The sequence below is a fragment of the Streptomyces sp. NPDC058052 genome (assembly GCF_042885515.1).
Taxonomy (GTDB): domain Bacteria; phylum Actinomycetota; class Actinomycetes; order Streptomycetales; family Streptomycetaceae; genus Streptomyces.
Window position 1 is genome coordinate 208,573 of sequence record NZ_JBHVRX010000005.1, and the last position, 25,868, is coordinate 234,440.

Consider the following 25,868-nt stretch of genomic DNA (forward strand, 5'->3'; position numbering starts at 1 on the left):
GGCGGGCTCCGGAGGGGCGGGCGCGGCCCTCCGTCCCTACCCTGGAGGGACGGAGGTGTCCGCGGGTGCCGGTGGAGGCGTCCGGAGCCCTCCGCGGAGGTGACCCCATGAGGCGACGCCACCACTTCCACATCGACTACCGGGGCCATTCGGTCTCGGCGACCGTGGAGACCGGCCTGAGGCCCGTGGTCGAGGTCCTGGTCGACGGCAAGGAGACCGGGCACACGAGCACCAGGGACGACCGCCCGGTGGCCGTCCCGATCGAGCTGCCGACGGACCCGCCGACCCAGGCCACCGTGCGCGCCACCCTGGGGCCGGGAGTGCCCCGCTGCCTCCTCCTCGCCGAAGGTGACGCGGATCCGCACGTCATGGCGCCCCGGCTGTACTGAGGCGCCCCGGCCGGACCGGGCCGGGGCTCCGCGGGCGGGTCAGGAGAGCCAGGCCATCCCGATGAAGAGGAAGACGACGAAGGCGACGACCCCGGCGACGGCGGCCGTCTTGCGCGGCCGGCGGCGGGACAGCTCGGCGAGCGCGCCGCCGGCGGACCCGGAGCCCCCGGACCGCTCGGGCGCCCGCCGCCGGGAGCCCGAGCCGCCCACCGGCGCGGCGGCGGAGGTCGGCGCGGACCTCGGCGCAGCCATCGGCCCGGAGGAGGGGGAGCGGGGGGCGGGCATGGCCGTCAGGGGCGGCGCGGGCGCGGTGCGCGCGGGCGGCGCGGCCTGAGCGGGCGGGGCGTGGACGGCCCCCGGCATGGCCGCGGCGGCGGGGCGGGGCGCGTACTCCCGCCAGGCGCCGGAGCCGAACCAGTCGGCGATGGCCTGCGCCGGCGGGCGCTGCTCGGGCTGCTTGGCCAGCAGGCTCAGCAGGTACGCCTCGAAGGCGGGCGTGAGGACCACCCCGAGCCGGCTCGGCGGCGTCGGCGCGCTGTCGATGTGCTGGTACAGCAGGGCGGTCGCGGTGTCGGCGCGGAAGGGCGGGTGGCCGGTGAGCAGCTGGTAGAGGACGCAGCCGAGGGAGTACACGTCGGAGGCGGGCGAGGCGGGCTTGCCGAGGGCCCGCTCCGGGGCCAGGTAGAGGCCGGTGCCGACGATCTGCCCGGTCGTGGTCAGGCCGGCCGAGGGGTCGTCGACGAAGCGGGCGATGCCGAAGTCGGCCAGCTTGACCGTGCCCTCGGCGTCCATGAGGAGGTTGCCGGGCTTGATGTCGCGGTGGACCACGCCCTGCCGGTGGGCGGCGGCGAGGCCGGCGGCGGCGTGCGCGGCGACCACGGCGACCCGCTCGGCGGGCAGGACCAGCGGCTGGGCGGGGGAGGAGGCGAGGCTGTCGCCCTCGACCAGCTCCATCACCAGGAAGAGCTTGCCGTCCCAGGTGCCGAAGTCGAAGACGCCGACGACGTGCGGGTGGCTGAGCCGGGCGGCGGTCTGGGCCTCCAGCCGGAAGCGGTCGGCGCCCGAGGGGTCGGTGGACTGGGCCAGCATCAGCTTCACGGCGACGGGCCGGCCGAGGACCTCGTCGGTGGCCTGCCACACCTCGCCCATGCCGCCACGTCCGATACACCCGTGAAGCCGATATCGGTCCGCGACCAGCACCAGGAGACGCCCTTTCGACAATCGATCACTTGACGGCAGATGACCAGGGTAGAGCCGTCACCTCCGCGTCCTCGCCGCGCTCCCCCCGAAGCGGAACCACGACCGGCCCGCGGCGGAACCACGGCGGAACCGCCGTCGTACGCACGGACGTACGGGAGGCCCTCGGGGGTTCCGGGGACCGCGCCCTTCCCCGGGTCCGGGCCTCCCGGGTTCCTTCCGGGTTCCGCCCGGGTTCCCGGAGGGTGAACAATGGGTGCCGTGGGGCCGGCGGGAGCCGGCCCGCACACGAGACCCGACCCCGATCTTGGAACGGAGTGGACCGTGGCGCGACCGAGAGTGGGCGTGGCGGTACTGACGATGGGCACCCGCCCCGCCGAGCTGGGCGCGCTGCTCGACTCGGTGGCGAAGCAGGACGAGCCCGCCGCCAGGGTCGTGGTGGTCGGCAACGGCACCGGTTCGCTGCCCGCGCTCCCCGACGGCGTCACCGGTGTGGAGCTGCCCGAGAACCGCGGCGTCACCGGTGGCCGGAACGTGGCCATCGACACCCTCCGCTCCTTCGGCGACGTGGACGTCCTGGTGGACCTGGACGACGACGGCCTGCTGGTCGACACGGACGTCTTCCGCCGCCTGGTGGACCTGTACGAGACCGAGCCGAAGCTCGGCGTCGTCTCCTTCCGGATCGCCGACGAGACGGGCGAGACCCAGCGCCGGCACATCCCCCGGCTCGGCGCGAAGGACCCGATGCGCGGCGGCGAGGTCACCACCTTCCTCGGCGGCGGCCACGGCCTGTCGATGCCGATGCTCGACCGGATCGGCGGCTGGCCGGAGGACTTCTTCTTCGCCCACGAGGAGACCGACCTGGCCTGGCGGGCGCTCGACGCGGGCTGGCGGATCCAGTACGCGCCCGAGCTGCTGCTCCAGCACCCGAAGACCAGCCCGGCCCGGCACGACGTCTACTACCGGATGACCGCCCGCAACCGCGTGTGGCTGGCGAAGCGGAATCTGCCGGCCCCGCTCGTCCCGCTCTACCTGGCGGTCTGGGTCCTCCTCACCGTGGCCCGCACCCGCTCGGTGCGGGGCCTGCGCTCCTGGTTCGCCGGGTTCGCGGAGGGCCTGAAGGCCCCCGCCGGGCCGCGCCGTCCGATGCGCTGGTCGACCGTGCTGCGCATGACGAAGCTGGGCCGCCCGCCGATCATCTGACGCGGGCGGACAGAGGGTCCCCGACCGTCAGGAAGTCCTCGACGGCGTCCGCCCACGCCTCCGGGTCCTCCCAGAACGGCAGGTGCCCGGTGGCGAGTTCGGCGGTCCGGGCGCCCGGGACGGCGGCGGCGAGCGCGCGCTGGCGGGCGGGGGAGACGAGCGGGTCCTCGGCGGTGACGACGACGAGCGTCGGCACCACGAGCCGCCCCAGGTCCTCCCGTACGTCGATCCGCCCGGCGAGCTCCAGATGGGCCGGGGTCGCGGCGGGCGGCGGGGGTGCCAGCATCAGCATGGCCCGCAGCCGGGCCGGGTCGGTCCGGTCCAGGAACGTCCCGCCGAGCCCGGTCAGCGCCAGGTGCTCGGCGAGCAGCCGGTGCCGCCCGCTCTCGTACAGTCCCCGCCAGAGCGAGAGGCCGAGCCGCATCCGGTGGTCGGCGCACGGGAACGGCGCGGTCAGCACCAGGGCCGTGACCCGCTCCGGGTGCCGGACCGCGAGCCGTACGGCCAGCGGGGCGCCGAGCGAGTACCCGCAGACGGCGAAGGACGCGGCCCCGGCGGCGTCCGCGGCGGCCACGAAGCCGTCCACGACCTCGTCGGCCCCGGATCCGCCCCGCTCGGGCAACTCCCCTGGGACGTACCGGAAACGGTCCCCCAGCCGTCGCGTCAGCCCGCCGAAGTGGGTCTCGGCGCTCCCTCCGGCTCCGTGGATCAACAGCAGCCCCGACATCCCGACTCCCGCCTCCCGACGCCGACGTGGCCCCGTCCCTGCCTATCACGGCGGGGGCGGGGCCGGGGCCGGACGGCGTCAGTCGGTGATCTCGACCTTCCCGTGCGTCCCGTTGACCGGGGCGGCGGGGGCGGCCGGGACGGCCTTGGCCGTGAGCCCCTGGAGGAGCGAGGACAGGTCGACTCCCGTGGTGGAGCTGAGGAGTTCCATGCCCTGGGCCACGTTGTCCGCGACCGCGCGGGGCAGCTTGCCGGCGCCGTCGGTGGAGATGACGGTCATCTTGTCGACGGCGGCCAGCGGCTCCGCCGCCTTGGCGACGACCTCCGGCAGGACCTCGACCAGCATCTGGAGCACGGCCGCGTCGCCGTACCGCTCGAACGCGTCGGCCCGCTTGTGCATGGCCTCGGCCTCGGCCGCGCCCTTCGCCGCGATGGCCCCGGCCTCCGCGTCGCCCTCCAGCCGGACGGCCTCCGCGATGGCGGCACGCCGGGCCCGCTCGGCCTCACCGCGCTTGGCGCCCTCGATGGCCTCGGCCTCCGCCAGCGCCTGGCGGCGCTGCAACTCGCCCTCACCGGTGAGCCGGGCCCGCTCGGCCTCGGCCTCGGCCGCCGCGATGGCCGCCATCCGCTCGGCCTCGGCCTGCTTCACCCGGGCCGTGCGCTGCGCCTCGGCCTGCTGCTCGGCCTCGTACCGCTTGGCGTCGGCGGGCTTGCGGACCTGGGTGTCGAGCTGGCGGTCGGTCAGGGCGGCCTGCCGGGCGGCGACCTTCTCCTGCTCGGCGAGGATGTCCTGCTGGCGGGCGGCCTCGGCGAGCGGCCCCGCGGCGTTGGCCTGGGCGGCGGCCTCGTCGGTCTGCGCCTTGATCTCGGCCTGCTTCAGGTACAGCGTCCGCTGGGCGACCGCGATCTCCTCCTCGGCCTTCAGCCGGGCCTGCTCGGCGGCGCGCCGGGCCTCGGCCTCGGCGATGTCGGCCTCCTGCTTGGCGCGGGCGGCCTCGGGCCGGCCGAGGTCCTCCAGGTAGGAGCCCTCGGTGGTGATGTCCTGGATCTGGAAGGCGTCGAGGACGAGGCCCTGCCCGGAGAGGCTCGCCTCGGCCTCCTCGGCGACCTGCCCGGCGAAGGCGGCCCGGTCGCGGATGATGTCCTCCACGGACATCCGGCCGACGATGGACCGCAGCGCGCCGGAGAGCACCTCCTGGGTGAAGCCGACGATGCCGTCCTGCTGCATCAGGAAGCGCTGGGCGGCGGCGCGGATCGAGTCCTCGGTGCCGCCGACCTTGACGATCGCGACGCCCTCCAGGTTGGCCTTCACGCCGCGCAGGGTGACGGCGCCGCGGACGGCGATGGGGATGTGCCGGCTGGAGAGGTCGAGGGTGAACTTCTGCTGCACGAACGGCACGACGAAGACCCCGCCGCCGACGACGACCTTCTGGCCGCTGTTGTCCGTGTAGACGCGGCCGGTCGCCGGATCGGTGGCCTTCTGGCCGCGCCGGCCGGTGATGATGAACGCCTCGCTCGGGCCCGCGACCTTGTAGCGGGTGACGACGGCGAGGGCGAGCAGGACGACGAGGACGACGATGCCCACCACGGCGGTGAGGACAGGGCTCATGACGAAACCCCCTTCGGTCGGGTTCAGCGGAGAGGACGGCGGTCAGCGTTCGACGGGGCGCACGTGGACGGAGGTGGCCGACAGGACCGACTCGACCCACACCTCGGTGCCGCGCGGGACGGGCCCGGACGCCTTCGCCGCGTACTTCACGGGCTGGCCGCCCAGGTACAGCAGCACCTCGCCGTAGCCGTCCGCCGGGACGGCGGTGACCACCGACCCGGAGCTTCCGGTCAGGTCCTCGCCGCGCGGCGCGGGCGCGGTCGTGTCGCGCAGCAGCGCCCGGCAGAACCGCCAGGTCACCCACCCCGTGCCGGTGCCCGCGAGCACGCCCGCGCCGGTCGCGGCCACCGTTCCCGTGCCGGTCGTGCCGAGCACGAGCGCCCCCGTGAAGCCGAGCGCCGAGAGGAACCCGGCGACCACCGGCAGCGACAGGAGCCCGTCGAGCCCCCCGAGGCCGTCGAAGAGTCCTTCCAGGACCCCGTCGAAGACCAGGCTCAGGACGAGCAGCAGCAGACCGCCGATGCCGAGACCGAGAAACCAGATCATGTCCCCGCTCCTTCGGTCGCCGTGCCCTGCCCGCCGTCCGAAGGATCGTTTCATCGTGAACCCTTCGGCCGCATTGCCGACGACCGGCAGTCTTTACGCGTTCTTGATGCCGTGCTCGATGCCGTGCTCGGTGCCGTGCCGGACGCCGTGCGTGGTGCCCTGCGCGACGCCGTGCGTGATGCCGTGCTCGGTGCCCTGCGGAACGGGCCGGCTCACAGCTCCTCGTCGGGCCAGCCGAGCAGCCGCGCCCCGATCGCGGCGGTCTGCAGCGTGTACCGCTGGGTGGGATCGCCGGGATCGGATCCGGTGAGCCGGTGGATCCGGTCGAGCCGGTACGTGACGGCCCGCACGCTCAGCGCCAGCCGCCGGGCCGCCTCGGTTGTGACGCAGCCCGCGTCGAAGTAGGCGTGCAGGGTGTCGAGCAGCGGCCGCGCCCCGCCCCGGGCCGCGGCGAGCGGCCCGAGCACGGTCCCGACGAGATCGGCCATCGCCTGCCGGTCCCGCCCGAGGACCGGATAGACGAGCAGGTCGGCGGCGTACAGCACCGGCCCGTCCAGCCCGATCCGTTCGGCGAGATCGAGGGCGCCGAGCGCCTCCTCGTACGAGTGGACGACCCCGCCCGCGCCCGGATGCGGCCGCCCGACCGCGACCAGACTGCCGTCGGCGGCGGCGTACGCCTGCTTCGCGAAGTGGGCCAGGACCTCGGGCTCGTCCGCCGGGGCGACACAGATCAGCCGCCCGTCCTTGGTCGTGAGCAGGATCCGCCGGGTCCCGAAGCGGGCCAGCAGCGAGGACTCGACGCTCCGCGAGACGGGATACCCGTCCCCGAACGGCTCCGGCCCCTGGGCCACCGCCACGGCGTGCGCGTGCGAGAGCAGCAGCCCGAACCGCTCGGCCCGCTCGGCCAGCCGCCCCAGATCGCTCCGCCCGTACAGCAGGTCGTCGACGAACTCCCGCCGTGCCGCCTCCTCCTGACGGACCGCCATCGCCTGTGCCCGCTCGTGCCCCTCGGCGAACGCGTCCACCGCCTGCTCGACGGCCCCCAGCAGCAGGTCGGGATCGGCCCCCCGGGGCAGCCCGCCCCGTACGTCCCGCGCGGCGGCGAGATGCGCCCGCACCAGCGCCCGCAGCCCGATCCCCGCCTCGGCCGCCCGCTCCCCGCGCTCCCGCAGCCCCTCCAGCTCCTCCCGGCTCAGCCGCCGCCCGGTCGCGCACACCCCGGCCAGGATCGCGTCGTACCCGTCGAGATACGCCTCGTACGCCCTCAGCTCCGCCACGGTCCTCCCACCTCCGGATCCCCTCAGCGCCCAAGCCTCCCACCCCGCCCCCGGCCGCCGTCCCCGGCCGCCGTCCGCGGACCGGGAGGCCCGCGGCGGGAGCCGCCGTCCGCCGGGCGGAGCGGGGCCGGACGGGCACCGGCGGACGGGTCCCCGCCCGCCGGTGCCGGGGCCCGACGGAACTCCCGGCGGCCCCTTCGGCGTTGAGCCGTTCGGCGGCACCGGCCGCCGGCCGGACGCGAAGTCCGGGGACAGGGGGGCGTGGGCGTGCGGGAAGGAAGAACCGGCGGGAGCGGGTCCGGAGCGGGCGCGCCGATCAGAGTGCTGCTGGCCGAGGACGCTCCCTTGATCCTCCAGGCGCTGACCGCGCTGCTCTCCCAGGAGCCCGACATCGACATCGTGGAGGCGGTCGACCACGGCGACCTCATCGTGCCCGCCGCCCTGAACACCCTGCCGGACGTCGCGGTCCTCGACATCGACCTGCCCGGTACGGACGGGATCACCGCCGCGCTGGACCTGCAGACCCGACTGCCCTCCTGCCGGACGCTGCTGCTGACCAGCGTGGCCCGGCCGGAGCACGTACGCCGCGCGCTGGCGGCCAAGGTCTTCGGGTTCATCCGCAAGGACGCGCCGACCTCGCGGCTCGCCGAGGACATCCGGCAGGTGGCCCAGGGACGCCGGGTGCTGGACCCCGAGCTGGCCATCACGGCGGCGTCGGTGTCGGACAACCCGCTGACCCCCCGCGAGGTGGCGGTGCTGCGGCTGACCGCACAGGGGGAGTCGACCCGGGACGTGGCCGCGCAGCTCTACATCTCGGTCGGGACGGTACGCAACCACCTGGCGTCCGTCGTGACCAAGACGCAGGCGCGCAGCCGGGTCGACGCGGTCAGGATCGCGACGGAGGCGGGGTGGCTCTGACCGCTCCGCCCGTCCGGCCGGAGGCCACCGCGTCGCCGTCGTGCGTCGGGGAGCCGTCGTGCGGAGGGGAGCCGTCGTCGCTCCAGTGGCCCACCAGGTCGCGGTAGAGCGGGGATGCCGCCAGGACCTCCCGGTGCGTGCCGCCCACCACCCGGTCGCCGTCCATGACCAGGACCCGCGGTGCGCGGAGCGCGGAGCTGATCCGGTGGGCGATCACGACCAGCGTCCCGGGGCGCCGCGCGAACGCCTCCTCGGCGTGGGCCTCGGCCGCGGGGTCCAGGTGGCAGGTCGCCTCGTCCAGCAGGACCAGCGGCGCCGGGGAGAGGAAGGCGCGCGCGAGCGCGATCTGCTGCCGTTCACCGGCCGAGAGGGCGGCGGGGTCGACGGTGGCGCCGATGCCGCCGAGCCGGCCGGCCAGCGGTCCCGCCCCGACCGCGTCGACGGCGGCGATCACGTCCCGCACAGGGGCGTCGGGGCGCAGATAGCGCAGGTTCTCCATCAGGGTGCCCGAGAACACGTACGCCTCCTGCGGCACGAGGACCCGCCGGGCGGCCAGCTCGGCCGGGGCGAGGGAGCCGGGCGACAGGCCGCCGATCCGGACCCGGCCCCGGTCCGGTGCGAGGACCCCGCCGATCAGGCCGGAGAGCGTGGACTTGCCGATGCCGCTCGGGCCGACCACCACGAGGTGACCCCCCTCCGGGATCACGAGGTCGAGATCGCGGAGGACCGGATCCGCGTGGGCGCCGTAGCCGAAGGACACCCCGGTGAGCTCGACGGCGGCCGCGGGCCGGGCAGCGGGCTCGGAGGCGGGCCGGGCAGCGGGCTCGGCCGCGGGTCCGGGCGCGGGTCCGGACGACCCCGGGGCCGCGTCCGGGACCGGGCCCGCGGACCTCGCGTCCGGGACCGGGCCGGCGGGCGTCGCCGGCCGCCGCGACGTCTCCCGGATGCGGCGCAGCGCCACGGCCAGCCGCAGGCCGCTGCCGCCCAGGCCCTGGACGAGCGAGCGGACCGCCGGCTGGAGCCCGCCGGTCACATAGGTCGCCGCTCCCAGGACGGCGCCCGTGGTCAGCCCGCCCGCGCGCAGTCCCGGCGCGGCCGCGAGGAGCAGGATCAGGGGGAGCCAGCCCGCCACGGCGAGGCAGAGGACGCGTACCGGCAGGAGGGCGGCGAGGCGCCGCGCGGCGGCCTCCTGGGCGTCGACGCACGCCGTGAGCTCGGCCCGTACGCCGTCCTCGGCGCCGCAGGCCACGATGTCCCGGACGGCCGCGTGCGCGGTGCCCGTCGCCTCCGCGACGCGCTCGTCCGCGAGGATGACGTCCCGCTGGGCCGAGGCCATCCGGCGCAGCAGCAGCAGGAAGAGGCCGAGACCCGCCAGGAACGGGGGCACGACGAGGATCAGGGCCGCCGGGGCGAGGAGGACCAGGCCGAGGAGCGCCCCGCCGACGGTGAGCAGGAACCCGCGGACGACCATCAGCACACCCGCGTACGCCTCGCGCACCATCTCGACCTGGAGGGTGAGCCGCGAGACCCCGGACGCGTCGACGGACCGGCCCGCCACGGCCTGGTGCAGGGAGCTCTCGGCGACCTGGCGCACCAGGTCGTCCCGGAACGGTTCGACCGCGTCGGCGAGGAGCGGGTACGCCTGCCGGGTCCCCCACGCTCCGGCGAAGACCCCGGCCCCCATCAGGGCGAGCCACCCCAGGCCGGCCGCCGGGTTCCCGGCCGCGAAGCCGTGATCGACGGCCCGGGCCACCAGGTGCCCGGCGAGCAGGGCGGGCGCCGCCTCCACCAGGGACCACAGGATCAGGCGCGCGAGGAGTCCGGGGCGTGCGGTGAGCGGGGCCACGAGGAGCGGGAGCAGCGCCTCCCGGGGCGTCCCGGGGCGGGCTCCCTCCGCCGCCCGCCTCCTCACGACGGCGCCTTTCCGGCGGCGGCTCCGCGGAACACCCGCCGGTACTCCGGTTCCGTGCGCCAGAGTTCGCGGTGCGGGCCGACGCGGCGCACCCGGCCGCCGTCGAGCCACGCCACGGTGTCCGCGCGGGCCGCGGTCGCCGCGCGGTGGGCGACGACGATCCGGGTCCGGTCCCGCAGGCCCTCGGTCACCACCGTCCCGATCCGGTGCTCGGTGACCGTGTCCAGGCTGGACGTGGCGTCGTCGAGGACGAGCAGGCGCCCGGAGTGCGCGAACGCCCGGGCGAGGCCGACGCGCTGGACCTCGCCCCCCGACAGGGCGGCGTCCCGCAGCGGGGTCCGGTAGCCCTCGGGGAGCCGGCGGACGAAGCCGTCGACGTCGGCGGCGCGCGCCGCCCGCACCGTCCGCCCGTCCGGCGCGCCGGACGCGGCCCGGCCCGTGCCGCGGGCGATCGCGTCGCCCAGCGTCCCGCCGAAGAGCACCGGGCGGGCGAACGCGTGGCCGACGGCGGCCCGCAGACCGGGACGGCCGAGCCGCCGGAGCGGTACGCCGTCGAGGAGGACCGTGCCCGCGTCGGGGTCCGCCAGCCGGCCCGCGACGGCCGCGAGGAGCGACTTCCCGGAGCCCGACCTGCCCACGACCGCCAGGCAGGTCCCGCCGGGAACGGTCAGGTCGACGCCGTCCAGCACCGTCCGGCCCCCGGCCGCGACCCGGACGCCCCGCAGCTCCAGCCGGCCGGGACCCCGCCCCGGCGACCGGTCGCCGTACTCCATGACGGGCTGCTCCAGGAACTCCCGGACCCGTTCGGCTCCGGCCCGAGCCCGGGCCAGCCTCCCCAGGAGCATGGTCGTCATGCCCAGGCCGCTCCCGATGGCCACGTACTGTGCGGCGGCCAGCATCTCGCCGACGGTGATCCGCCCGGCGGCGAGCGCGAAGCCCGCCACCGACAGGACCCCGATCTCCAGGAGCGGGGTGATCACGGCGGACCGTCCGGCGACCTGCGTCTGGGCCCGCCATGTGCCGCGGCCCAGCCGGCCGAGTTCGGGCAGGACGCGCAGGACCCTGCGCACCTCGTCCTCCGTGGTGCCGGCGGCGGCGATGGTGCGGCGGCCCGCGAGGGCCTCCAGGAGCGCCGTCGCCAGCCGGCCCTGCGTCTCCAGGTACCGGGTGGACACGTCGGAGATGCGGCGGGTGAACGTCCGCAGGAGGAGGACGACGGCCGGGAAGCCGAGGAGGAAGGTGCCGGCGAGCCAGGGGTCGATCAGCCACAGGGCGACGACGCTGCCGACGGCCGGCACGACCGACAGCACCGCCCGCACCAGCACCGCGGCGACGCCGCCCGCCTCGCCCGTCGCGCCCACCAGCCGGCTCACCGAGTCCCCGGCGGTCGTGCGGGGGTGGCCGGTGGCGGTCCAGGTGAGGAGCGGGGGGAGCATCGACCGGCGGAGCCGTGCCGTGCCCCGCGCGGCGGCGATCCCGCCGGCCCGCTCGAACAGCGCGTCGGCGAGGACCATGGCGGCGACGGCGGCGGCGCAGGCGGCCGTCCAGCCGCTCGGGCGGCCCCCGGCGAGCGCGGAGTCCAGGGCCTTGCCGAGCAGGGCGGGGAAGGAGATCTGTCCGGCGGTGGAGACAATCGCCGTGACGAGCAGTACAACAGTCGAGAGGCCGCCTTCCCGGGCGGTCCGCAGCAGCAGCCGGTCTGCCGCGCGGTCCGGCCCCCGGGATACGCTGCGCGGCGGACGACTGGTGGTCAAGGTTCTGCTCCCTGGACGCGGGCCGGTGGGCCGCCGGACGGAACGCGGCACGGCCGGCGGGTGATTGCGACACCCGCCGACCGGCCGTTCACGGCCCGCAGGCCGCGTGTGACGCTCTCAGGCCGCGGTGCGCGGACCCGGCGACGCGTGGATCAGCAGAAGACCCAGCTGGCGTCGGAGCAGTGCTGGCTGGTGCCGCTGCCCAGCATCTCCGCCTCGGGGTTCTCGGCGGGCAGTTCCATCTCCTGGAGGTCGAGCAGGGACATGGTGTGTCCTTTCGTCGGTGTGGTTCGGATTCCTGGCTGTGCGCGGTGCTCGCCGGCCCGTCGGGCCGGTCAGCAGAAGACCCAGCTGGCGTCGGAGCAGTGCTGGCTGGTACCGCTGCCGAGCAGCTGCTCCTCCGCGGACTCGGTCGGGAGTTCCATCTCCTGAAGGTCGAGCAGGGACATCGTGGGATCACCTCCTTCCGGCGCGGATGCGCGTGCCCGCGTCGCGGGCGCCCTCCGTGATCGGCGGGCAGGTCTGAGGGGCCGGGGTACGGGCCCGGGGCGGGTCAGAGGAACGGCAGTCGCACGGGAGCGTCGTGCAGCGCGGAGCCGAGGGCCAGGAGCACTCCGGCCGAGCCGGTCGCGAGGTCCATCGAGAGCCTCAGCAACTGTTCGCCGGGGAAGGCGAGATGGCCCCGGAACTCCAGCGCGTGCCAGTTCAGCGCGTCGATGTGCGCGGCCACGAGGGGATCGTCGGACGGTGTGCGCTCCGCCGAGACGGCGGTGGCGTGGGCGAGGATGCCGGCCCGGCCGTTGAAGAGTCCCGGCTGGACGTAGAAGCGGGAGCTCGACGAGATCAGCGCGCCGGCCGCCGCGGTCCGGAAGCGTTCGTCGTCCCGGTGGGCCAGGTAGAGGTCCAGGACCATCGCCACGCCCGCGCTGCCCTCGGCCAGGTACGGCAGCGAGCGCCAGCCCTCGTTGACGTGCAGGGCGCCGTTCTCCCGGACCGTGCAGCGGCGCAGGTCCTGGCGGAGCGCGGTCGCCGCGAGGTCGAGGAAGGCCGCGTCGCCGGTGGCCTCGTAGACGCGGAGGAAGAGCAGGGCCGGTCCCGACGAGCCGTGCAGGAGTCCCGCGCGCGGATGGGGCCCGCCGCTCACCTCGGGGACGTCCGTCTCGGAGCCGAGGCGTTCGGCCACGAGGCCGGCCACGCCGAGGGCGCTCTCCCGGAGGGTGGTGTCGCCGGTGGTGCCGGCGAAGTGGAGCAGGTTGAGTCCGACGCCGGCCAGACCGCTGGACAGGTCTGTGCCGAGCCGTTGCCACCGCTCGGCCCTACATCGGTCCAGGACCCGCCGTGCCGCGTCGTGGTGCCCCAGGTGCCCGAGGACGAAGGCCACGCCGTGGAGCCCGTCGTAGAAGCCGATCCTGGACCGCTGTTCCTGGCGCAGCGCCCGTTCGAGGAGCCATTCCTCGTGCGCGGGACTGCGGCCCGCGCCCGTGACGTCCAGGGCGTAGAGCACGCCCGCCGCCCCGTGCGCCAGATTGAGGCCGCCCGTGCTGAACTGCGCGATGTCGCCGGGGAACAGCCGGTCGTCCCGGTCCGGGGTGGCGCTGGCCAGGATCCCCTCCGCCAGCGAGGCGCGCACGGAGGGCCAGCTCTTCCGGTCGGCGCGCGGGCGGGGCGGCCGGGCGGGCCGGCGTGCGGGACCGGCGGCCGTGCGGCGGGTGCCGCCCGTGCCGTCGCCGGTGTCCGCGGGGGAGCCGTCGCCGAGGATCTTGCGGACGGCGGAGTCAAGGTACGCGCGGGGCACCGGGAAGCGTTCCGCGATCTCGTCGGCCAGCTCCGACGCCTTGTGCGGGTCGAACCGGAGCAACGCGGTGAGCGGCAGGAAGACGGCGAGCTCGATGCACCCGAGGGCGTAGACGTCCGCCGCGAACCCCGTGCGGTCACGGGGCGCCGCGTAGGCGGGGTGGCCCAGGATCCGGGCCGCCCCGGCCTCGGCGGGGGCCGCGACCTCGAAGTCGATCAGCCCGACGCGGCCGTCGTCCCCCACGATGACGTTGTACGGATGCAGGTCGCCGAAGACGACGCCGCGCTCGTGCACCGAGGCGACCGCGCGCTCGACGGCCCGGCAGACGTCCATCGCCCACGTGGTGTACGCGGCGACCTCGGCCGGATCGGCCCGTGGCCCGGTCTCCGGGTACTTCAGCCCGAAGAACTTGCTCAACGGGCGTCCCTCGACGAGCTCCTGGGCGAGGAAGTGGTGGTCGCCCACGGTGAACCAGCCCAGCAGCTCCGGGACCGCTTCGAGGCCGGCCAGCCGCTGGAGCATGTCCCGTTCCTGCCGGAGCCGGCTGACCGCGTCCCGGCCGTCGGCCGTCAGCCCCGCGTGGGGGCGGGCCTCCTTGAGGATGACCTCCTTGCCGGTGCGGATGTCCTCGGCCACGTAGACGCCGCCGCCGTTGGAGAAGTGCACCGGCCGGCGTATGGCGTAGGGCAGTTCGGCCAGGGAGGAGTCGCGCCGGGCCTCGGCGTGCGGCTCCAGGAACGCCGGCAGCGTCACCCAGTCAGGGACGTGGAACCCGGGGCGCCGGCGGTCCGGCACGAGCGTGCCGTCGGGCCGTGCGACGGCGGGCTCCAGGATCCCCTTCTCGGAGACGACGTGGCGCTCGACGAACCCGCCGTAGCGGACGTACAACGGCCCCTGGTTCCAGCGGAGATCGCTGAGGATGTACGGCCCGGGCTCACCGCCGACGACGGCGTCGAGCCCCTCCAGCACCTCGCGCAGCTCCGCCTCGTCGGCCGGGTAGACGGTGACCAGCTTCCCGCTGGCCCCCCGCGCCGCGTACTTCATGTTCCGCAGCCGCAGGATGTGCTGCCCGCGCAGGAACTTGAACGGGATCCGCCGGGGGACGCAGAAGTCCCAGACGGCGTCGAGGATCTTCTCGGCGTTGTCCTGGCACCCGGAGGTGTGGACCTTCCAGCCCTGCTCCGGCCGGCGGGCGCCCTCCGGGGTGCAGACCAGCCAGTCGTCCTGGCCGACCCTCCGCCACCCGTCGGGGAGCGCCCGGTCCGCGGCGGCGAAGGCGTACCCGTCGTCGCCCGCCGTGGAAGGCGAATCGAAGAACGTCCGGTCCGCCATGCAATACGCCTCGTAGCGCATTTCCGAGTCCCCCCTCGTCCGCCCCGCCGGCTCGCATTCGATCTGCTCGAACAGCTCGAAATCTTTCATGGGGGAATTGCTTGCACCAGTACACAATGCACAACTTGAACCGTGAAGAACGCATGGTCCAGCGTGGTGGATTCAGCCAAAGTGCCTGGTCCACCTGGGATTTGGTGAATGTCACCCCGTGCTTGGATAGGCTGCCGAGACCCGGACAGGGAGAAGTCCACCGCCTGGAGAGGTGCCTGTGTTACGACTCGCGTGGCGGACCTTTTCGGGCCGCAGAACAAACTGGGCGGCCAGTTTTCTCGCCCTGGTCCTCGCGCTGATCATGACGACCGCGTGCGCCGTGCTGCTGGAATCGAGCACGCGCGGCGAACCCCGGGCCGAGCGGTACGCGGCCGCGGACGTGGTCGTCTCCGGGTACCCCTTCGTGCCGCGGGCCGAGGCGCTGCGCGAGGCGCTGGAGGAACTGCCCGCGGTCGAGCGGGTGGTGTCCGAGCTGTCGTTCCCGACGACGGCGGTGGACGGATCGGGCGAGCCGGTCGAGCCGCGCTGGGGCGGCCCGTCCCTGGGACACGCGTGGGACAGCGCCGTCCTCGGCGCCTTCGCGCTGACCCGCGGCCGGGCCCCGGCGCGCGACGACGAGGTCGTCCTCGACGGAGCCCTCGCCGCCCGGCTCGGCACCGGCCCGGGGGACTCCGTGCGGCTGGCCGGACCCGACGGGCCGCGCGCCTACCGGGTCGCCGGGGTCGCCGACCCGCCGCGCCGGCTCGCGCGCCAGTACGCGGTCTTCCACACCCCCGGCGAGGCGGCACGGCTCACGGCCGGCTCCGCCGAGCCGGTCCGCGCCGTCGGGGTCGTCGCCAGGACGTCCGCGGACGTCGAGGCGCTCCGGCGGCAGGTGGAGCGGGAGGCCGGCCGCGTCCACGGGGACGGCGCGGCTCCGGTCGTGGTGGCCTCCGGGGCCGGGCGGGCCGAGGCGGAGTTCTGGAACGTGCCGGACCCGGGGTCGGTGCTCTCCTCGCTCGTCGGCACCTTCGGGGTGCTCGCGCTGTTCGTGGCGGGCTTCGTCGTCTCCGGCACCCTGTCGCTCGCGGTCTCCGGGCGGCTCACCGAGATCGGGCTGCTGCGGGCCGTCGCGGCCACCACGGGCCAGATCCGCCGGATGATCGCCGCGGAGGCCCTCCTGGTGACGGTGGCCGCGGCGCTCGTCGGCGTACCGGGCGGCATCGGACTCGCCCTGCTCCTGCACCGCTTCCTGGTGGACGGCGAGGTGCTGCCGCCGTCGTTCGCCCTCTCCGTGGGGCCCGCCGCGCCCTGGCTGACCGTCGGACTGACCCTCCTCACCGCCCAGATCGCCTCGTTCGCCGCCGCCCGGCGCGCCTCCCGGGTGCGCCCGGTGGAGGTGCTGCGCGAGTCGGCCGTGCCCGCTCCCGGGATCGGCCGGTGGCGGGTCCTCGCCGGGGCGGGCGTGCTCGCGGCGGCGGGCGGCGCGCTCGGCGCGATGGCCGCGGGCCGCCTGGACGGCGGCGGGGGCACGGCCGAGAGCATGGTCCTGGTCCTGATGGTGGGGGTGGCGCTGCTGGCGCCACCGCTCTTCCGCGCGGCCGGAGCGCTGCTGCTGGTCCCCGTCCGGCCGTTCCTCCCGAAGGAGGGCGGGTGGGCCGTGCGCAACCTGCAGCGGCAGCACGGCCGGCTGGCGTCCACCGGGTCACCGCTGGTGCTCGCCGTATCCCTCACCGCCACGCTCCTCTGTGCCCCGCTGATCACCTCGGAGAGCGCGGAGCGGGCGGACCGGCAGCGGCTGCTCGCCGACCACGTGGTGACCTCAGGCCGGCCGGTGCTCGCACCGGAGTTCGCGGAGCGCGCCGCCCGGATCCCCGGGGTGGCGGCCGCGTCGGGGCAGCTTCCGGTCGACGGAGGGCTGCGGCGCGCGGACGCCGGAGAGGGCGACGGCGGGTCGGTCGTCGGCGGCCGCCTGGTCGCGATGCGCGCCGACGCGGTGGGGCGGCTCCTCGACCTCGGCGTCCGCGCGGGCTCGATCGACTCCCTGGGCACGACCTCGCTGGCGCTCGGTGCGGGTGCGGCCGGGGAGCTGGGCGCCGGGGTCGGGGACGACGTCCGGGTCGACTGGGCGGACGGCACCCACGGCACCTTCCGTGTCGCCGCCGTCTACGCCCACGACCGGGGTTTCGCCGACGCGCTCCTCCCGCGCGCCGCCGCGGCCCGGCACGCCGCCGACCCCCTGGAGGGCACCGTCCTGGTCCGGACCGCCGCGGGCGCCGACCGGGACGCCGTCGGACGCCGGCTGGCGGCCCTCGCGGCGGAGTACCCCGGGGCGCGGGTCGACGGGGCCGGCGCTCCGGCGGAGGGCGGGTCGGCCCCGGGCGCGGCCGGTCTCTTCGTCCTCCTGCTCCTGGCGATGATCAACGTCTTCACCGCCATCGCCGTCGTCAACACCCTGGGGATGGCGACGGCGAAGCGCCGCGGGGAGTTCGCCCTGCTGCGGCTGGCCGGCGCCCAGTCCGGCCAGGTGCTGCGGATGCTCGCCTGGGAGGCCGTCCTCACCTGCGTCGTCGCGCTGTCGCTGGCCGCCCTGGTCTGCCTCGCGGTCCTCGTGCCGCTCAGCCTCTCGCTCGGCGGGACGCCCGTCCCGGCCCTGGCCGGCGGAGCGCTGGCGGCCCTGGCGGTCGGGGCGCCCGCGGTGACCGCGGCGACGGCCGTCCTCGTCGGCGGGACGGTCATGCGACGCTCCGCCGCCACCCCCGGCGGCCTGGCCAGGGCCGTCTCCTGACCGGCGGAACGCCCGCCCCCGGCCGGCCCCGCGGGCCAGGAGCCGGCCCGGGTCACCGCGGGTCCGCGGCGCGGCGGGCCCGCGGCCCCGCGTCACCGCCGCCGCGGGACTCCGTCCGGCCGCGTCGGCGAGGTGCCGGGGCGGGGGGCCGGGAGGACCGTACGGAGCTGCCACGGCAGCGTCACCGACAGCCGGTACAGGTCCTTCCCCTCCGTCTCGACGGTGAGCAGCCCTCCTTGCTCCGAGGCCCGCTCCCGCAGGTTGCGCAGTCCGCTGCCGCCGAGCGCCCGGGGATGGGCGGCGGCGCGTTCCTGCGCCCTCCCGGCGTCGGCGGCCCCGTCGTTGGAGACCTCCAGCCGGACCCAGCGCCGGTCGGTCCGGCCGCCTCCGGCGGTGAGCCGGATCTCGCAGTGCCGGGCCTTGCTGTGGCGCAGCACGTTGGTGACGGCCTCCCTGACCACGATGGCCAGCGTCTCGTCGATCTGTCCGGGCAGCAGGCCCTCGGCGAGTTCGAGGTCGACGTCCACCCCGAGGGTCCTGAGCAGTTCGGCCGCCGACTGCGCCTCCCGGGCCAGCGACAGCACGCGGTACCCGGAGGACACGGCCCGCATCTCGGAGAGCGCCTGCCGGGCGAGCGCCTGCGTCCGGACCAGTTCCTCCTCGGCCCGCCGTCCGTCGCTGCGGACGAAGCGCTGGATCCCCTCGCACTGGAGGGTGACCGCCGTGAGCGAGTAGCCGCACAGGTCGTGCAGGTCGCGGGCGAACCGCAGCCGTTCGTGGTCGACGGCCCGCTGCGTCAGTTCGGCGCGGGCGGACTGCAGTTCCTCGGTCAGGTCCGCGAGGCGCGCCACCCCGAACAGGGCCAGTCCGCCGACGGCGTGGGAGACCGCCGAGTTGAGGGCCTGTCCGGTGGTCTCGCCGAGGGCGAGGGTCAGCGGCACCTGGAGGACGGCGAGCGCGCCGAAGGCGGTCCACGCGTGCGGCAGGGGCGTGGTCAGGAGGACCGCGGCGGCGAAGGAGCCGGGGATGCCGACCCAGGTGTCCTGGAAGAACAGGTACGGCCCGTAGGTCACGGCCCCGTGCGCCACGAGCGACCAGGGCCACCACGGTCTGCGGCGTCGCACCGTGACGCGCGCCGAGTGCCGCAGGTGGAGCCCCAGGGTCGCCACCAGGATGGCCGAGGCCACCATCAGGGGGCCGATCCCCTCCCGGTTGGCCGAGGTCGCCACCACCGCCGCGAAGCAGAAGCCGACGGCGACCAGGCGGACGATCACCCGCGCGAGCCGCGGACTGTTCCCGTCCTCCAGCACGGTTCCGGCCAGGGTCGATAACGCCAGCGGATCCAATGTCTTTCCCTCCCCGTGTCCAGGCGAGGTTCACGGTAAGAGGGGGATCGCTGTGGATGACAGTCGCCAAACCGGTCGAGACCGCTGTTGGCCGAAGGGTGGCCGTTGACAGCGTGATCCGGCCGTTTCGTGGCCGGCGGTCCGGGAAACTCCGCCGGCCGGCGCGCGCGGACCCCCGGAAACCACTCAGGGGCCTGATCCGATGTCTCGGATCAGGCCCCTGACCTGGTCTTGCGGCTGTCGGGGTGGCGGGATTTGAACCCACGACCTCTTCGTCCCGAACGAAGCGCGCTGCCAAGCTGCGCTACACCCCGATGTCGCTGCTCTGTTCTTCACGTCGCGGCGACATCGATTACTTTAGCCCACCCGCGCCCAGAGACGAAATCCGGTTTCGGCGAGGTGCCACCGCAGGTCGGAAGCGGTCCGCCGTGACCAGGAGGAGGCCGAGGGCGCAGAAGGCGAGACCGAGGACGAGGGCGTGGAGCAGGACGCCGGCGTAGCCGTGGGCGGCGACGTCGAGGAACGGGTACGGGTAGCGGGTCCGGGCGCCGGCGGGGAGCAGGGCGCCGCGGGCGAGGGCGAAGAGCAGGTAGGTGCCGGGCGCGGCGAGCCACAGCACGGCGTGGCGGGGGCGGAGCGCGCCGGGCGGGGTGAGGAGCAGCCACTCCAGGGCGACGCCGAGCGGGGTGACGGTGTGCAGGAGCTGGTTGGCGACGGCGCGGGCGCCGGTGAGCCGGGCGATGTCGGCGGCCTGGCCGAAGGGGCTCGACGGGTTGTCGAGGACCAGGTGGAAGACGAGTCCGACGATCGTGACGCAGAGCAGTACGCCGCCGGTCCACACCGCGGGCAGCGGCGGCCGGCCGGTCCAGGCGCGGACGGCGCCGAGGCCGAGGACGACGGCGACGGCGGTGTTGGACCAGATCGTGAAGAAGCTGAAGACGACGAGGGGGTTCCCCTCGACGCACTCGATCACGATGCCGGTCGCCGCGGCCAGGGCGATCAGGCCGCGGACGAGGGCGGTGAACCGATGCGGCATGGCCCTCACCGTACGGGGGCGGGTGGGCCCCCGTACGGAGGTCAGGCGCGTGCCGTCAGGGTGAGCAGCGTCGCCTCGGGCGGGCAGGCGAAGCGGACCGGGGTGAAGCGGTTGGTGCCGCAGCCGGCGGAGACGTGCAGGTAGGAGGTGTGCCCGCCGGCGGTGTGGGTCGAGAGGCCCTTCACCCGGCCGGTGTCCAGGTCGCAGTTGGTGACGAGCGCCCCGTAGAAGGGGATGCACAGCTGCCCGCCGTGGGTGTGCCCGGCGAGCACCAGCTCGTAGCCGTCGGCGGTGAAGGCGTCGAGGGCGCGCAGGTACGGGGCGTGGACGATGCCGAGCGAGAAGTCCGCCGACGTGTCGGGGCCGCCGGCCACCCGCTCGTACCGGTCCCGCTTGATGTGCGGGTCGTCGAGGCCGGTGAAGGCCAGGTCGGCCTGGGGCAGCTTGAGCCGGCCGCGGGTGTTGGTGAGGTCCACCCAGCCGGCCGCGTCGAAGGCGTCCTTGATGCCCTCCCACGGGTTGTGCACGGCGCCGACGACCGGCTTGTTGCCGTTGAGCCCGTGCCGGCCCTGCGCCTTCTCCAGCAGGTAGAGGGCGGGGTTGCGCAGCCGGGGGCCGTAGTAGTCGTTGGAGCCGAAGACGTACACGCCCGGGAACTCCATCAGCGGGCCCAGCGCGTCGAGGAGCTCCGGCACGGCCTCGGTGTCGGAGAGGTTGTCCCCGGTGTTCACGACGAAGTCGGGGCGGAGCCCGGCGAGCTTCTGCAGCCACGCCCGCTTCTTGTCCTGGCCGCACACCATGTGGACGTCGGAGACCTGGAGGACCCGCAGGTCGTCCATGCCCGGAGGCAGGACGGGGACGGTGATCCGGCGGAGCCGGAAGGAGCGGGCCTCGAAGCCCGCCGCGTAGACGAGTCCGGCCGCGGCCGTGGCCGCGACGCCTGCCGTGATCTTCAGGGGGATCCCGTACCGTGCGCGCATCCCCCCATCGTTCCAGACCCGCGGGGTGGAAATGGACGGGCGGGGGGCGGGGCGCACCTGCGACACTGGGTGCCATGACCACGCTCAAGGCACGACTGAAGGACGACCTCAACGCCGCCATCAAGGACCGGGACGAACTGCGCTCCTCGACCCTGCGGCTGACCATCACCGCGATCACCAAGGAGGAGGTCGCGGGCAAGACCAAGCGCGAGCTCTCCGAGGACGAGGTGCAGAAGGTGATCGCCAGGGAGGCGAAGAAGCGGCGCGAGGCCGCCGACGCCTTCGAGCAGGGCGGTCGCCACGAGTCGGCCGAGCGCGAGCGGGCGGAGGGCGTCCTCCTCGACGCGTACCTGCCGAAGCAGCTCTCCGACGACGAGCTGGACGGCATCGTCGCCGCCGCCGTCGAGGAGGCGAAGGCCGCCGGCGCCGAGGGCCCGCGCGCCATGGGCGCCGTCATGAAGATCGTGAACCCGAAGGTGGCCGGACTGGCCGAGGGCGGCCGGGTCGCCGCCACGGTGAAGAAGCTGCTCGCGGGCTGAGCCCCCGGCACGGGAAGGGCGCCCCCACCGGATCGGTGGGGGCGCCCTCGTGCGTGCGCCGGTGTGCGGGCGTCCGCGTCAGCGGTTGCCGCGCCCGTTGTTGCCCCGGGTGGCGTCGCCGCCGGTCAGGTCCGGGAGCGTGATGCCGGGGATGGTCGGCCGGTCGGCCGGCTTGTCGTCCTCGTCGTTGTCGCGGTCGCGCGGCTTGCCGCCCTCGGGCTTGTCCTTCGGCTTCGGCTTCTCGGCCCGGGGGACCTTGACGCCGACGAAGGAGGGCTTGTCGTCGCCGAGCGCGCCCGTCATCGCGATCCGCCAGATCGGGCCGGGGAGGCAGCCACCGCAGACCTTGTCGTAGTAGACGCCGCCGATGGTGAGGTCGAACATCTCGTCGCGCTTGCCGACGTCGTCGCCGACCCAGACCGCGGTGGACAGGTTCGGGGTGTAGCCGACGAACCAGGCGTCCTTGCGGCCCTCGGTGGTACCGGTCTTGCCCGCGTTGTCCCGGTCGCTCAGACCGGCCCGGGTACCGGTGCCGTCCTCGACGACGCCCTTCAGCATCTGGTTGATCATGTCGGCGGTCCGGTCGGACATCGCGCGCGTGCACTTGGTCTGCGGCACGTTCAGCTTGTCGCCGTTGGCGGCCTTGATCGAGTCGATGACCACCGGCACGCAGTAGATGCCGCGGTTGGCGAAGGTCGCGTAGACGTTCGCCATGTCGAGCGGGGTGCTCTCCAGGGAGCCGAGGGTGGCGGACGGGCTCTGCTTGATCGGCTTGCCCAGCTCGCGCTCGTAGCCGACCTTCTTCGCCATCGTCAGCGTCTCGCAGAGGCCGGCGGCCTGCTCCAGCTTGGCGAAGTAGGTGTTGATGGACTTGCCGAGGGCGCTCGTCATGTCGTACGCCCCCTTCTCCGACTCGAGCTCGTTCTGGACCGACCACTCCGCGTAGCCCGAGGGCTTGCCGTCGCAGCGCGTGTAGTCGCTCTCCTGCATCGCGATCTTCCACGGCGTGTCGTAGCTGGTCGCCGGGGACAGCCCCTTCTCCAGGGCGGCGGCGGCCGTGATCGGCTTGAAGGTCGAGCCGACCGGGAAGCCGTACGTGGTGCCGCCCATCTTGCTGCCGACGGCGAGGTTGAGCGTGGTCTGGTGCTGCTTCTGGTCCAGGCCGTACGGGCGGGACTGGCTCATCGACAGGATCTTGCCGGTGCCGGGCTGGACCTGGACGACGGCGGTCGCGACCCCGTCGTCCTTGTTGACCTTGGCCACGGCCGCCTCGTTCGCCGCCGCCTGCGCCTTCGGGTCCAGCGTGGTCCGGACGGTCAGGCCGCCCAGGTTCCACAGCTTCTGGCGGTCCTCGGCGGTCTTGCCGAAGACCGGGTCGCTGAGGATCGTCTTGCGGACGTAGTCGCAGAAGAAGCCGGCGCCGTCGACGGCGGTGATGCAGCCGTTCCTCGGGGTCTTCACCTTCAGCTTGATCGGCTTGGCCTTGGCCTGGTCGAACTCGGCCTGGCTGATGTCGCCGACGTCCGCCATGCGCTGGAGGACGATGTTGCGCCGCTTGGTGGCTTCCTGGAGGTCGTTGATCGGGTCGAAGCGGCTCGGCGACTGCACCAGGCCGGCCATCATCGCGGCCTCGCCCAGCTCCAGCTTGGCCGCGGGCTTGGAGAAGTAGCGCTGTGAGGCGGCCTCGATGCCGTACGCCTGCTGCCCGAAGAACGTGATGTTGAGGTAGTTCTCCAGGATCTTCTTCTTGCCCAGCTCCTCCTCGACCTGGATCGCGTACTTCAGCTCGCGGACCTTGCGGCCGATCGTCTGCTGGGTGGCCTGCGCGACCTTCTCCGGGTCGTCGCCCGCCTCCTCGACGAACACGTTCTTCACGTACTGCTGGGTGAGCGTGGACGCGCCCTCGGAGACCCCGCCGGACTGCGCGTTCTTGTTGATCGCGCGCAGCACGCCCTTGAGGTCGATGGCCCCGTGCTCGTAGAAGCGCGAGTCCTCGATCGCGACGATCGCCTTCTGCATGTAGGGGGAGATCTTCTCCAGCGGCACCACCTTGCGGTCCCGCGAGTAGACCGTGGCGATCAGCCCGCCCTTGGAGTCCAGGATGGTGGTGCGCTGACTGAGCGGCGGGGTCTTCAGGTTGGAGGGGATCTCGTCGAACCCCTCGACCGTGCCCTTCGCCGCCAGACCCAGTGCGCCGGCCGCGGGCAGGGCGATGCCCGCCAGCACGGCTCCGGAGAGCACACTGACACCGAGGAACTTGGCGGCCTGCTGGGTCCCGGTCAGACCACCGCCCGAGCGCTTCTTTGCCATGGGGGCAGCCTACGTTCTCAATCGCCGGACACACGTATATGCCTTGGCCTAAGCTGCTCCCAACTGTCACAGGAGTGCGGTCCCGTATCAACCCCCGTGCGTGACAATCGCCTGATTTCCGGCACGAGTTCCCGCGTCCCCGAATCCGCGGGCAAGACGTGTCCGATTCCGGTGCGTGTGTCGCAGGGTGCCCCATAACACACGCATGTCCTCCGATCACTCCCCTGGGTGATCTGACGCGCACGCATAGTCCGTTCGGACCATTCAAGATTGGGCCCGAAGGGGGTGTTGCGCTGTCCCCGCCTTCCGTAACGTCCCAACTGGCAGCGGTGAATATGCCGCTGCCGCCGTGGGGGAGCCTCGATTCGGGAGAGGACGGCGCCGGTATGGGCTGGGTAGCTGACTGGAGTGCGCAGGCGGCCTGCCGCACTACCGATCCGGATGAACTTTTCGTGCAGGGAGCGGCACAGAACAGGGCAAAGGCGGTGTGCACCGGTTGCCCGGTGCGCACCGAGTGCCTCGCCGACGCCCTGGACAACCGTGTGGAGTTCGGCGTGTGGGGCGGCATGACGGAGCGCGAGCGCCGTGCCCTGCTGCGCCGGCGTCCCACGGTCACCTCGTGGCGGCGGCTCCTGGAGACCGCGCGCACCGAGTATGAGCGCGGCGCGGGCCTGCTGCCCGTGGCCATGCAGGACGACGCGACGTACGAGGAGTACGCCGCGGTCGGATAGTCCCGCTCGCCCCGTGAGGTCCCGTCAGGACCGCTCGCGCGGGGAGGAGAGGCGCTCACCGATGGCCCGCAGCCCGGCGAGGTCGTGCACATCGCCGGGCAGGGCGGCCACCTCGGTCACCGCCACCTCGGGGTGGAGGGCCGTGAAGCGGTCCCGTGTGCGTTGTTCGCGTGCGAGCACCCGCATCCGCTCGGCGTGGAGCCGGAGCAGACCCGCGGTGAGCCGCGCGATGTCGGTGTCGTGGTCCGCGTCGTGGTCCGGGCCGGCGTCGGGGCCGGCTCCGGTGCGCGTGTCAGGGCCGGTGTCCGTGGTGCTGTGCTCTTCGGTCGCGTCGGCTGTGGGGGCAGCCTCGGGTGCGGCGGAGGGACGTGCGGGGGAGTCGGCGGCGGTGGCGTGCGACGGCTCGGACGACGTGGCCGGGGCGCCACGCAGTCCAGTCTTCCCGGGCCCCTGATCCACAATGCGGCCCTCGTCAAGATTTTCCGCGGCCGCCCGCGCCCGCTCGGCCGAGAGCCGTGCCGCCCCGCTGCCGTGCACCCGGTTGAGGACGAGGCCGGCCAGCGGCATGCCCTCGGCTGCCAGCCGCTCCACGAAGTACGCCGCCTCCCGCAGCGCGTCCCGCTCGGGCGCCGCGACGACGAGGAAGGCCGTGCCTGGCGCCTGGAGCAGCCGGTACGTGGCGTCCGCCCGCGTCCGGAAGCCGCCGAACATCGTGTCCATCGCGGCGACGAAGGTCTGCACGTCCCCCAGGAACTGACCGCCCAGCAGCTTCCCCAGCGTCCCCGTCATCATCGACATGCCGACGTTGAGGAACTTCATCCCGGCCCGGCCGCCCACCTTCGCCGGCGCCATCAGCAGCTTGATGAACTTCCCGTCCAGGAAGGACCCGAGACGCTTCGGCGCGTCCAGGAAGTCCAGCGCCGAGCGCGACGGCGGGGTGTCGACGACGATCAGGTCCCACTCGTCCCGGGCCCGCAGCTGGCCCAGCTTCTCCATCGCCATGTACTCCTGCGTACCGGCGAAGCCGGCCGACAGGGACTGGTAGAAGGGGTTCTCCAGGATCGCGCGCGCCCGCGCCGGCTCCGCGTGCGCCTCGACGATCTCGTCGAAGGTCCGCTTCATGTCCAGCATCATGGCGTGCAGTTCGCCGCCGTCGGAGCCCTTGATGCCGTCGACCTTGCGCGGGGTGTTGTCGAGCGCGTCGATGCCCATCGACTGGGCCAGCCGGCGCGCCGGGTCGATGGTGAGGACCACCACCCGCCGGCCCCGCTCCGCCGCCCGCACGCCCAGCGCCGCCGCCGTGGTCGTCTTGCCGACCCCGCCCGCGCCGCAGCAGACGATGATCCGGGTGCCCCGGTCGTCGAGGATCGGGTCGATCTCCAGGAAGGGGACCGCGTCCAGGCCGGCGCCCGCCGAGGGCACCGGACCGCCGTCCGCGGTGCCCGGGGTC

Annotated in this window: 22 protein-coding genes and 1 tRNA gene; 6 read left to right on the top strand and 17 right to left on the bottom strand. The window is 74.4% G+C overall.

The window, feature by feature from the left end; genetic code table 11:
- The first annotated feature begins 107 nt into the window (after positions 1-107).
- The gene (locus ACFVU3_RS09820) at positions 108-389 is read left to right on the top strand and encodes a hypothetical protein (protein ID WP_390065216.1); all 282 of its coding nucleotides are present in this window, start codon (positions 108-110) and stop codon (positions 387-389) included.
- A 39-nt stretch (positions 390-428) separates the two neighbouring features.
- Here the strand turns inward: ACFVU3_RS09820 and ACFVU3_RS09825 are convergent, their stop codons facing one another.
- Positions 429-1,589, bottom strand: coding sequence for a serine/threonine-protein kinase (locus tag ACFVU3_RS09825; RefSeq protein WP_390065459.1), 1,161 nt, complete (start codon positions 1,587-1,589; stop codon positions 429-431).
- Positions 1,590-1,910: 321 nt separating this feature from the next.
- On the opposite strand from ACFVU3_RS09825, the gene ACFVU3_RS09830 reads away from it, so the two are divergent.
- Entirely contained in the window at positions 1,911-2,789 is an 879-nt protein-coding gene (locus ACFVU3_RS09830) for a glycosyltransferase family 2 protein (RefSeq protein WP_390065218.1), read from the top strand.
- On the opposite strand, the gene ACFVU3_RS09835 is transcribed toward ACFVU3_RS09830, so the two are convergent.
- The 5 genes from ACFVU3_RS09835 to ACFVU3_RS09855 form a co-directional block, all read right to left on the bottom strand.
- The gene (locus tag ACFVU3_RS09835; RefSeq protein WP_390065220.1) at positions 2,782-3,516 is read right to left on the bottom strand and encodes an alpha/beta fold hydrolase; all 735 of its coding nucleotides are present in this window, start codon (positions 3,514-3,516) and stop codon (positions 2,782-2,784) included. The genes ACFVU3_RS09830 and ACFVU3_RS09835 overlap by 8 nt on opposite strands.
- Before the next feature lie 78 nt (positions 3,517-3,594).
- Positions 3,595-5,124, bottom strand: a complete 1,530-nt coding sequence (locus ACFVU3_RS09840; RefSeq protein WP_390065221.1) for an SPFH domain-containing protein — start codon at positions 5,122-5,124, stop codon at positions 3,595-3,597.
- Positions 5,125-5,166: 42 nt separating this feature from the next.
- Entirely contained in the window at positions 5,167-5,670 is a 504-nt protein-coding gene (locus ACFVU3_RS09845; RefSeq protein ID WP_390065223.1) for a hypothetical protein, read from the bottom strand.
- 93 nt (positions 5,671-5,763) lie between these two features.
- Entirely contained in the window at positions 5,764-5,886 is a 123-nt protein-coding gene (locus tag ACFVU3_RS09850) for a hypothetical protein (protein WP_390065224.1), read from the bottom strand.
- Entirely contained in the window at positions 5,883-6,947 is a 1,065-nt protein-coding gene (locus ACFVU3_RS09855) for a PucR family transcriptional regulator (protein WP_390065225.1), read from the bottom strand. The genes ACFVU3_RS09850 and ACFVU3_RS09855 overlap by 4 nt, the downstream gene beginning before the upstream one ends.
- Before the next feature lie 315 nt (positions 6,948-7,262).
- Between ACFVU3_RS09855 and ACFVU3_RS09860 the strand changes: the two genes are divergently transcribed.
- Positions 7,263-7,865, top strand: a complete 603-nt coding sequence (locus tag ACFVU3_RS09860; RefSeq protein ID WP_390065461.1) for a LuxR C-terminal-related transcriptional regulator — start codon at positions 7,263-7,265, stop codon at positions 7,863-7,865.
- On the opposite strand, the gene ACFVU3_RS09865 is transcribed toward ACFVU3_RS09860, so the two are convergent.
- The 5 genes from ACFVU3_RS09865 to lanKC all read right to left on the bottom strand — a co-directional run bounded on the left by ACFVU3_RS09865 (position 7,834) and on the right by lanKC (position 14,658).
- Positions 7,834-9,777 (bottom strand): ATP-binding cassette domain-containing protein, encoded by a 1,944-nt coding sequence (locus ACFVU3_RS09865; protein WP_390065227.1) that lies wholly within the window; start codon positions 9,775-9,777, stop codon positions 7,834-7,836. The two genes, ACFVU3_RS09860 and ACFVU3_RS09865, sit on opposite strands and share 32 nt — an antisense overlap.
- Positions 9,774-11,531 carry an ABC transporter ATP-binding protein gene (locus ACFVU3_RS09870; protein ID WP_390065229.1) on the bottom strand — a complete coding sequence of 586 codons (1,758 nt, stop codon included), beginning with the start codon at positions 11,529-11,531 and terminating at the stop codon, positions 9,774-9,776. The genes ACFVU3_RS09865 and ACFVU3_RS09870 overlap by 4 nt, the downstream gene beginning before the upstream one ends.
- Positions 11,532-11,683: 152 nt before the next feature.
- On the bottom strand, positions 11,684-11,797 hold the full coding sequence (locus ACFVU3_RS09875; protein ID WP_390065230.1) for a SapB/AmfS family lanthipeptide: 114 nt from the start codon (positions 11,795-11,797) through the stop codon (positions 11,684-11,686).
- A gap of 69 nt (positions 11,798-11,866) precedes the next feature.
- Positions 11,867-11,980 (bottom strand): SapB/AmfS family lanthipeptide, encoded by a 114-nt coding sequence (locus ACFVU3_RS09880; protein ID WP_390065232.1) that lies wholly within the window; start codon positions 11,978-11,980, stop codon positions 11,867-11,869.
- Between the two features lie 104 nt (positions 11,981-12,084).
- Positions 12,085-14,658 (bottom strand): class III lanthionine synthetase LanKC, encoded by a 2,574-nt coding sequence (gene lanKC, locus ACFVU3_RS09885; RefSeq protein ID WP_390065233.1) that lies wholly within the window; start codon positions 14,656-14,658, stop codon positions 12,085-12,087.
- A 268-nt stretch (positions 14,659-14,926) separates the two neighbouring features.
- On the opposite strand from lanKC, the gene ACFVU3_RS09890 reads away from it, so the two are divergent.
- A complete protein-coding gene (locus ACFVU3_RS09890; RefSeq protein WP_390065235.1) occupies positions 14,927-17,476 on the top strand; it encodes an FtsX-like permease family protein in 2,550 nt (849 codons plus the stop codon).
- 92 nt (positions 17,477-17,568) lie between these two features.
- Here the strand turns inward: ACFVU3_RS09890 and ACFVU3_RS09895 are convergent, their stop codons facing one another.
- The 4 genes from ACFVU3_RS09895 to ACFVU3_RS09910 all read right to left on the bottom strand — a co-directional run bounded on the left by ACFVU3_RS09895 (position 17,569) and on the right by ACFVU3_RS09910 (position 20,838).
- Positions 17,569-18,786, bottom strand: coding sequence for a sensor histidine kinase (locus ACFVU3_RS09895; RefSeq protein ID WP_390065236.1), 1,218 nt, complete (start codon positions 18,784-18,786; stop codon positions 17,569-17,571).
- 276 nt (positions 18,787-19,062) lie between these two features.
- Positions 19,063-19,136, bottom strand: a tRNA-Pro gene (locus tag ACFVU3_RS09900).
- 38 nt (positions 19,137-19,174) lie between these two features.
- A complete protein-coding gene (locus ACFVU3_RS09905) occupies positions 19,175-19,858 on the bottom strand; it encodes a Pr6Pr family membrane protein (RefSeq protein ID WP_390065238.1) in 684 nt (227 codons plus the stop codon).
- 41 nt (positions 19,859-19,899) lie between these two features.
- Positions 19,900-20,838 (bottom strand): metallophosphoesterase, encoded by a 939-nt coding sequence (locus ACFVU3_RS09910; protein ID WP_390065240.1) that lies wholly within the window; start codon positions 20,836-20,838, stop codon positions 19,900-19,902.
- 74 nt (positions 20,839-20,912) lie between these two features.
- On the opposite strand from ACFVU3_RS09910, the gene ACFVU3_RS09915 reads away from it, so the two are divergent.
- The gene (locus tag ACFVU3_RS09915; protein WP_390065242.1) at positions 20,913-21,377 is read left to right on the top strand and encodes a GatB/YqeY domain-containing protein; all 465 of its coding nucleotides are present in this window, start codon (positions 20,913-20,915) and stop codon (positions 21,375-21,377) included.
- A gap of 78 nt (positions 21,378-21,455) precedes the next feature.
- On the opposite strand, the gene ACFVU3_RS09920 is transcribed toward ACFVU3_RS09915, so the two are convergent.
- Positions 21,456-23,687 (bottom strand): transglycosylase domain-containing protein, encoded by a 2,232-nt coding sequence (locus ACFVU3_RS09920; protein ID WP_390065244.1) that lies wholly within the window; start codon positions 23,685-23,687, stop codon positions 21,456-21,458.
- Between the two features lie 386 nt (positions 23,688-24,073).
- Here ACFVU3_RS09920 and ACFVU3_RS09925 point away from each other — a divergent pair, with 386 nt between their 5' ends.
- Complete coding sequence (locus ACFVU3_RS09925; RefSeq protein WP_030749207.1) at positions 24,074-24,418, top strand: WhiB family transcriptional regulator; 345 nt, start codon at positions 24,074-24,076, stop codon at positions 24,416-24,418.
- 24 nt (positions 24,419-24,442) lie between these two features.
- Here ACFVU3_RS09925 and ACFVU3_RS09930 read toward each other — a convergent pair whose 3' ends face one another.
- Positions 24,443-25,840 (bottom strand): ArsA-related P-loop ATPase, encoded by a 1,398-nt coding sequence (locus tag ACFVU3_RS09930; RefSeq protein WP_390065463.1) that lies wholly within the window; start codon positions 25,838-25,840, stop codon positions 24,443-24,445.
- Positions 25,841-25,868 lie beyond the last annotated feature (28 nt).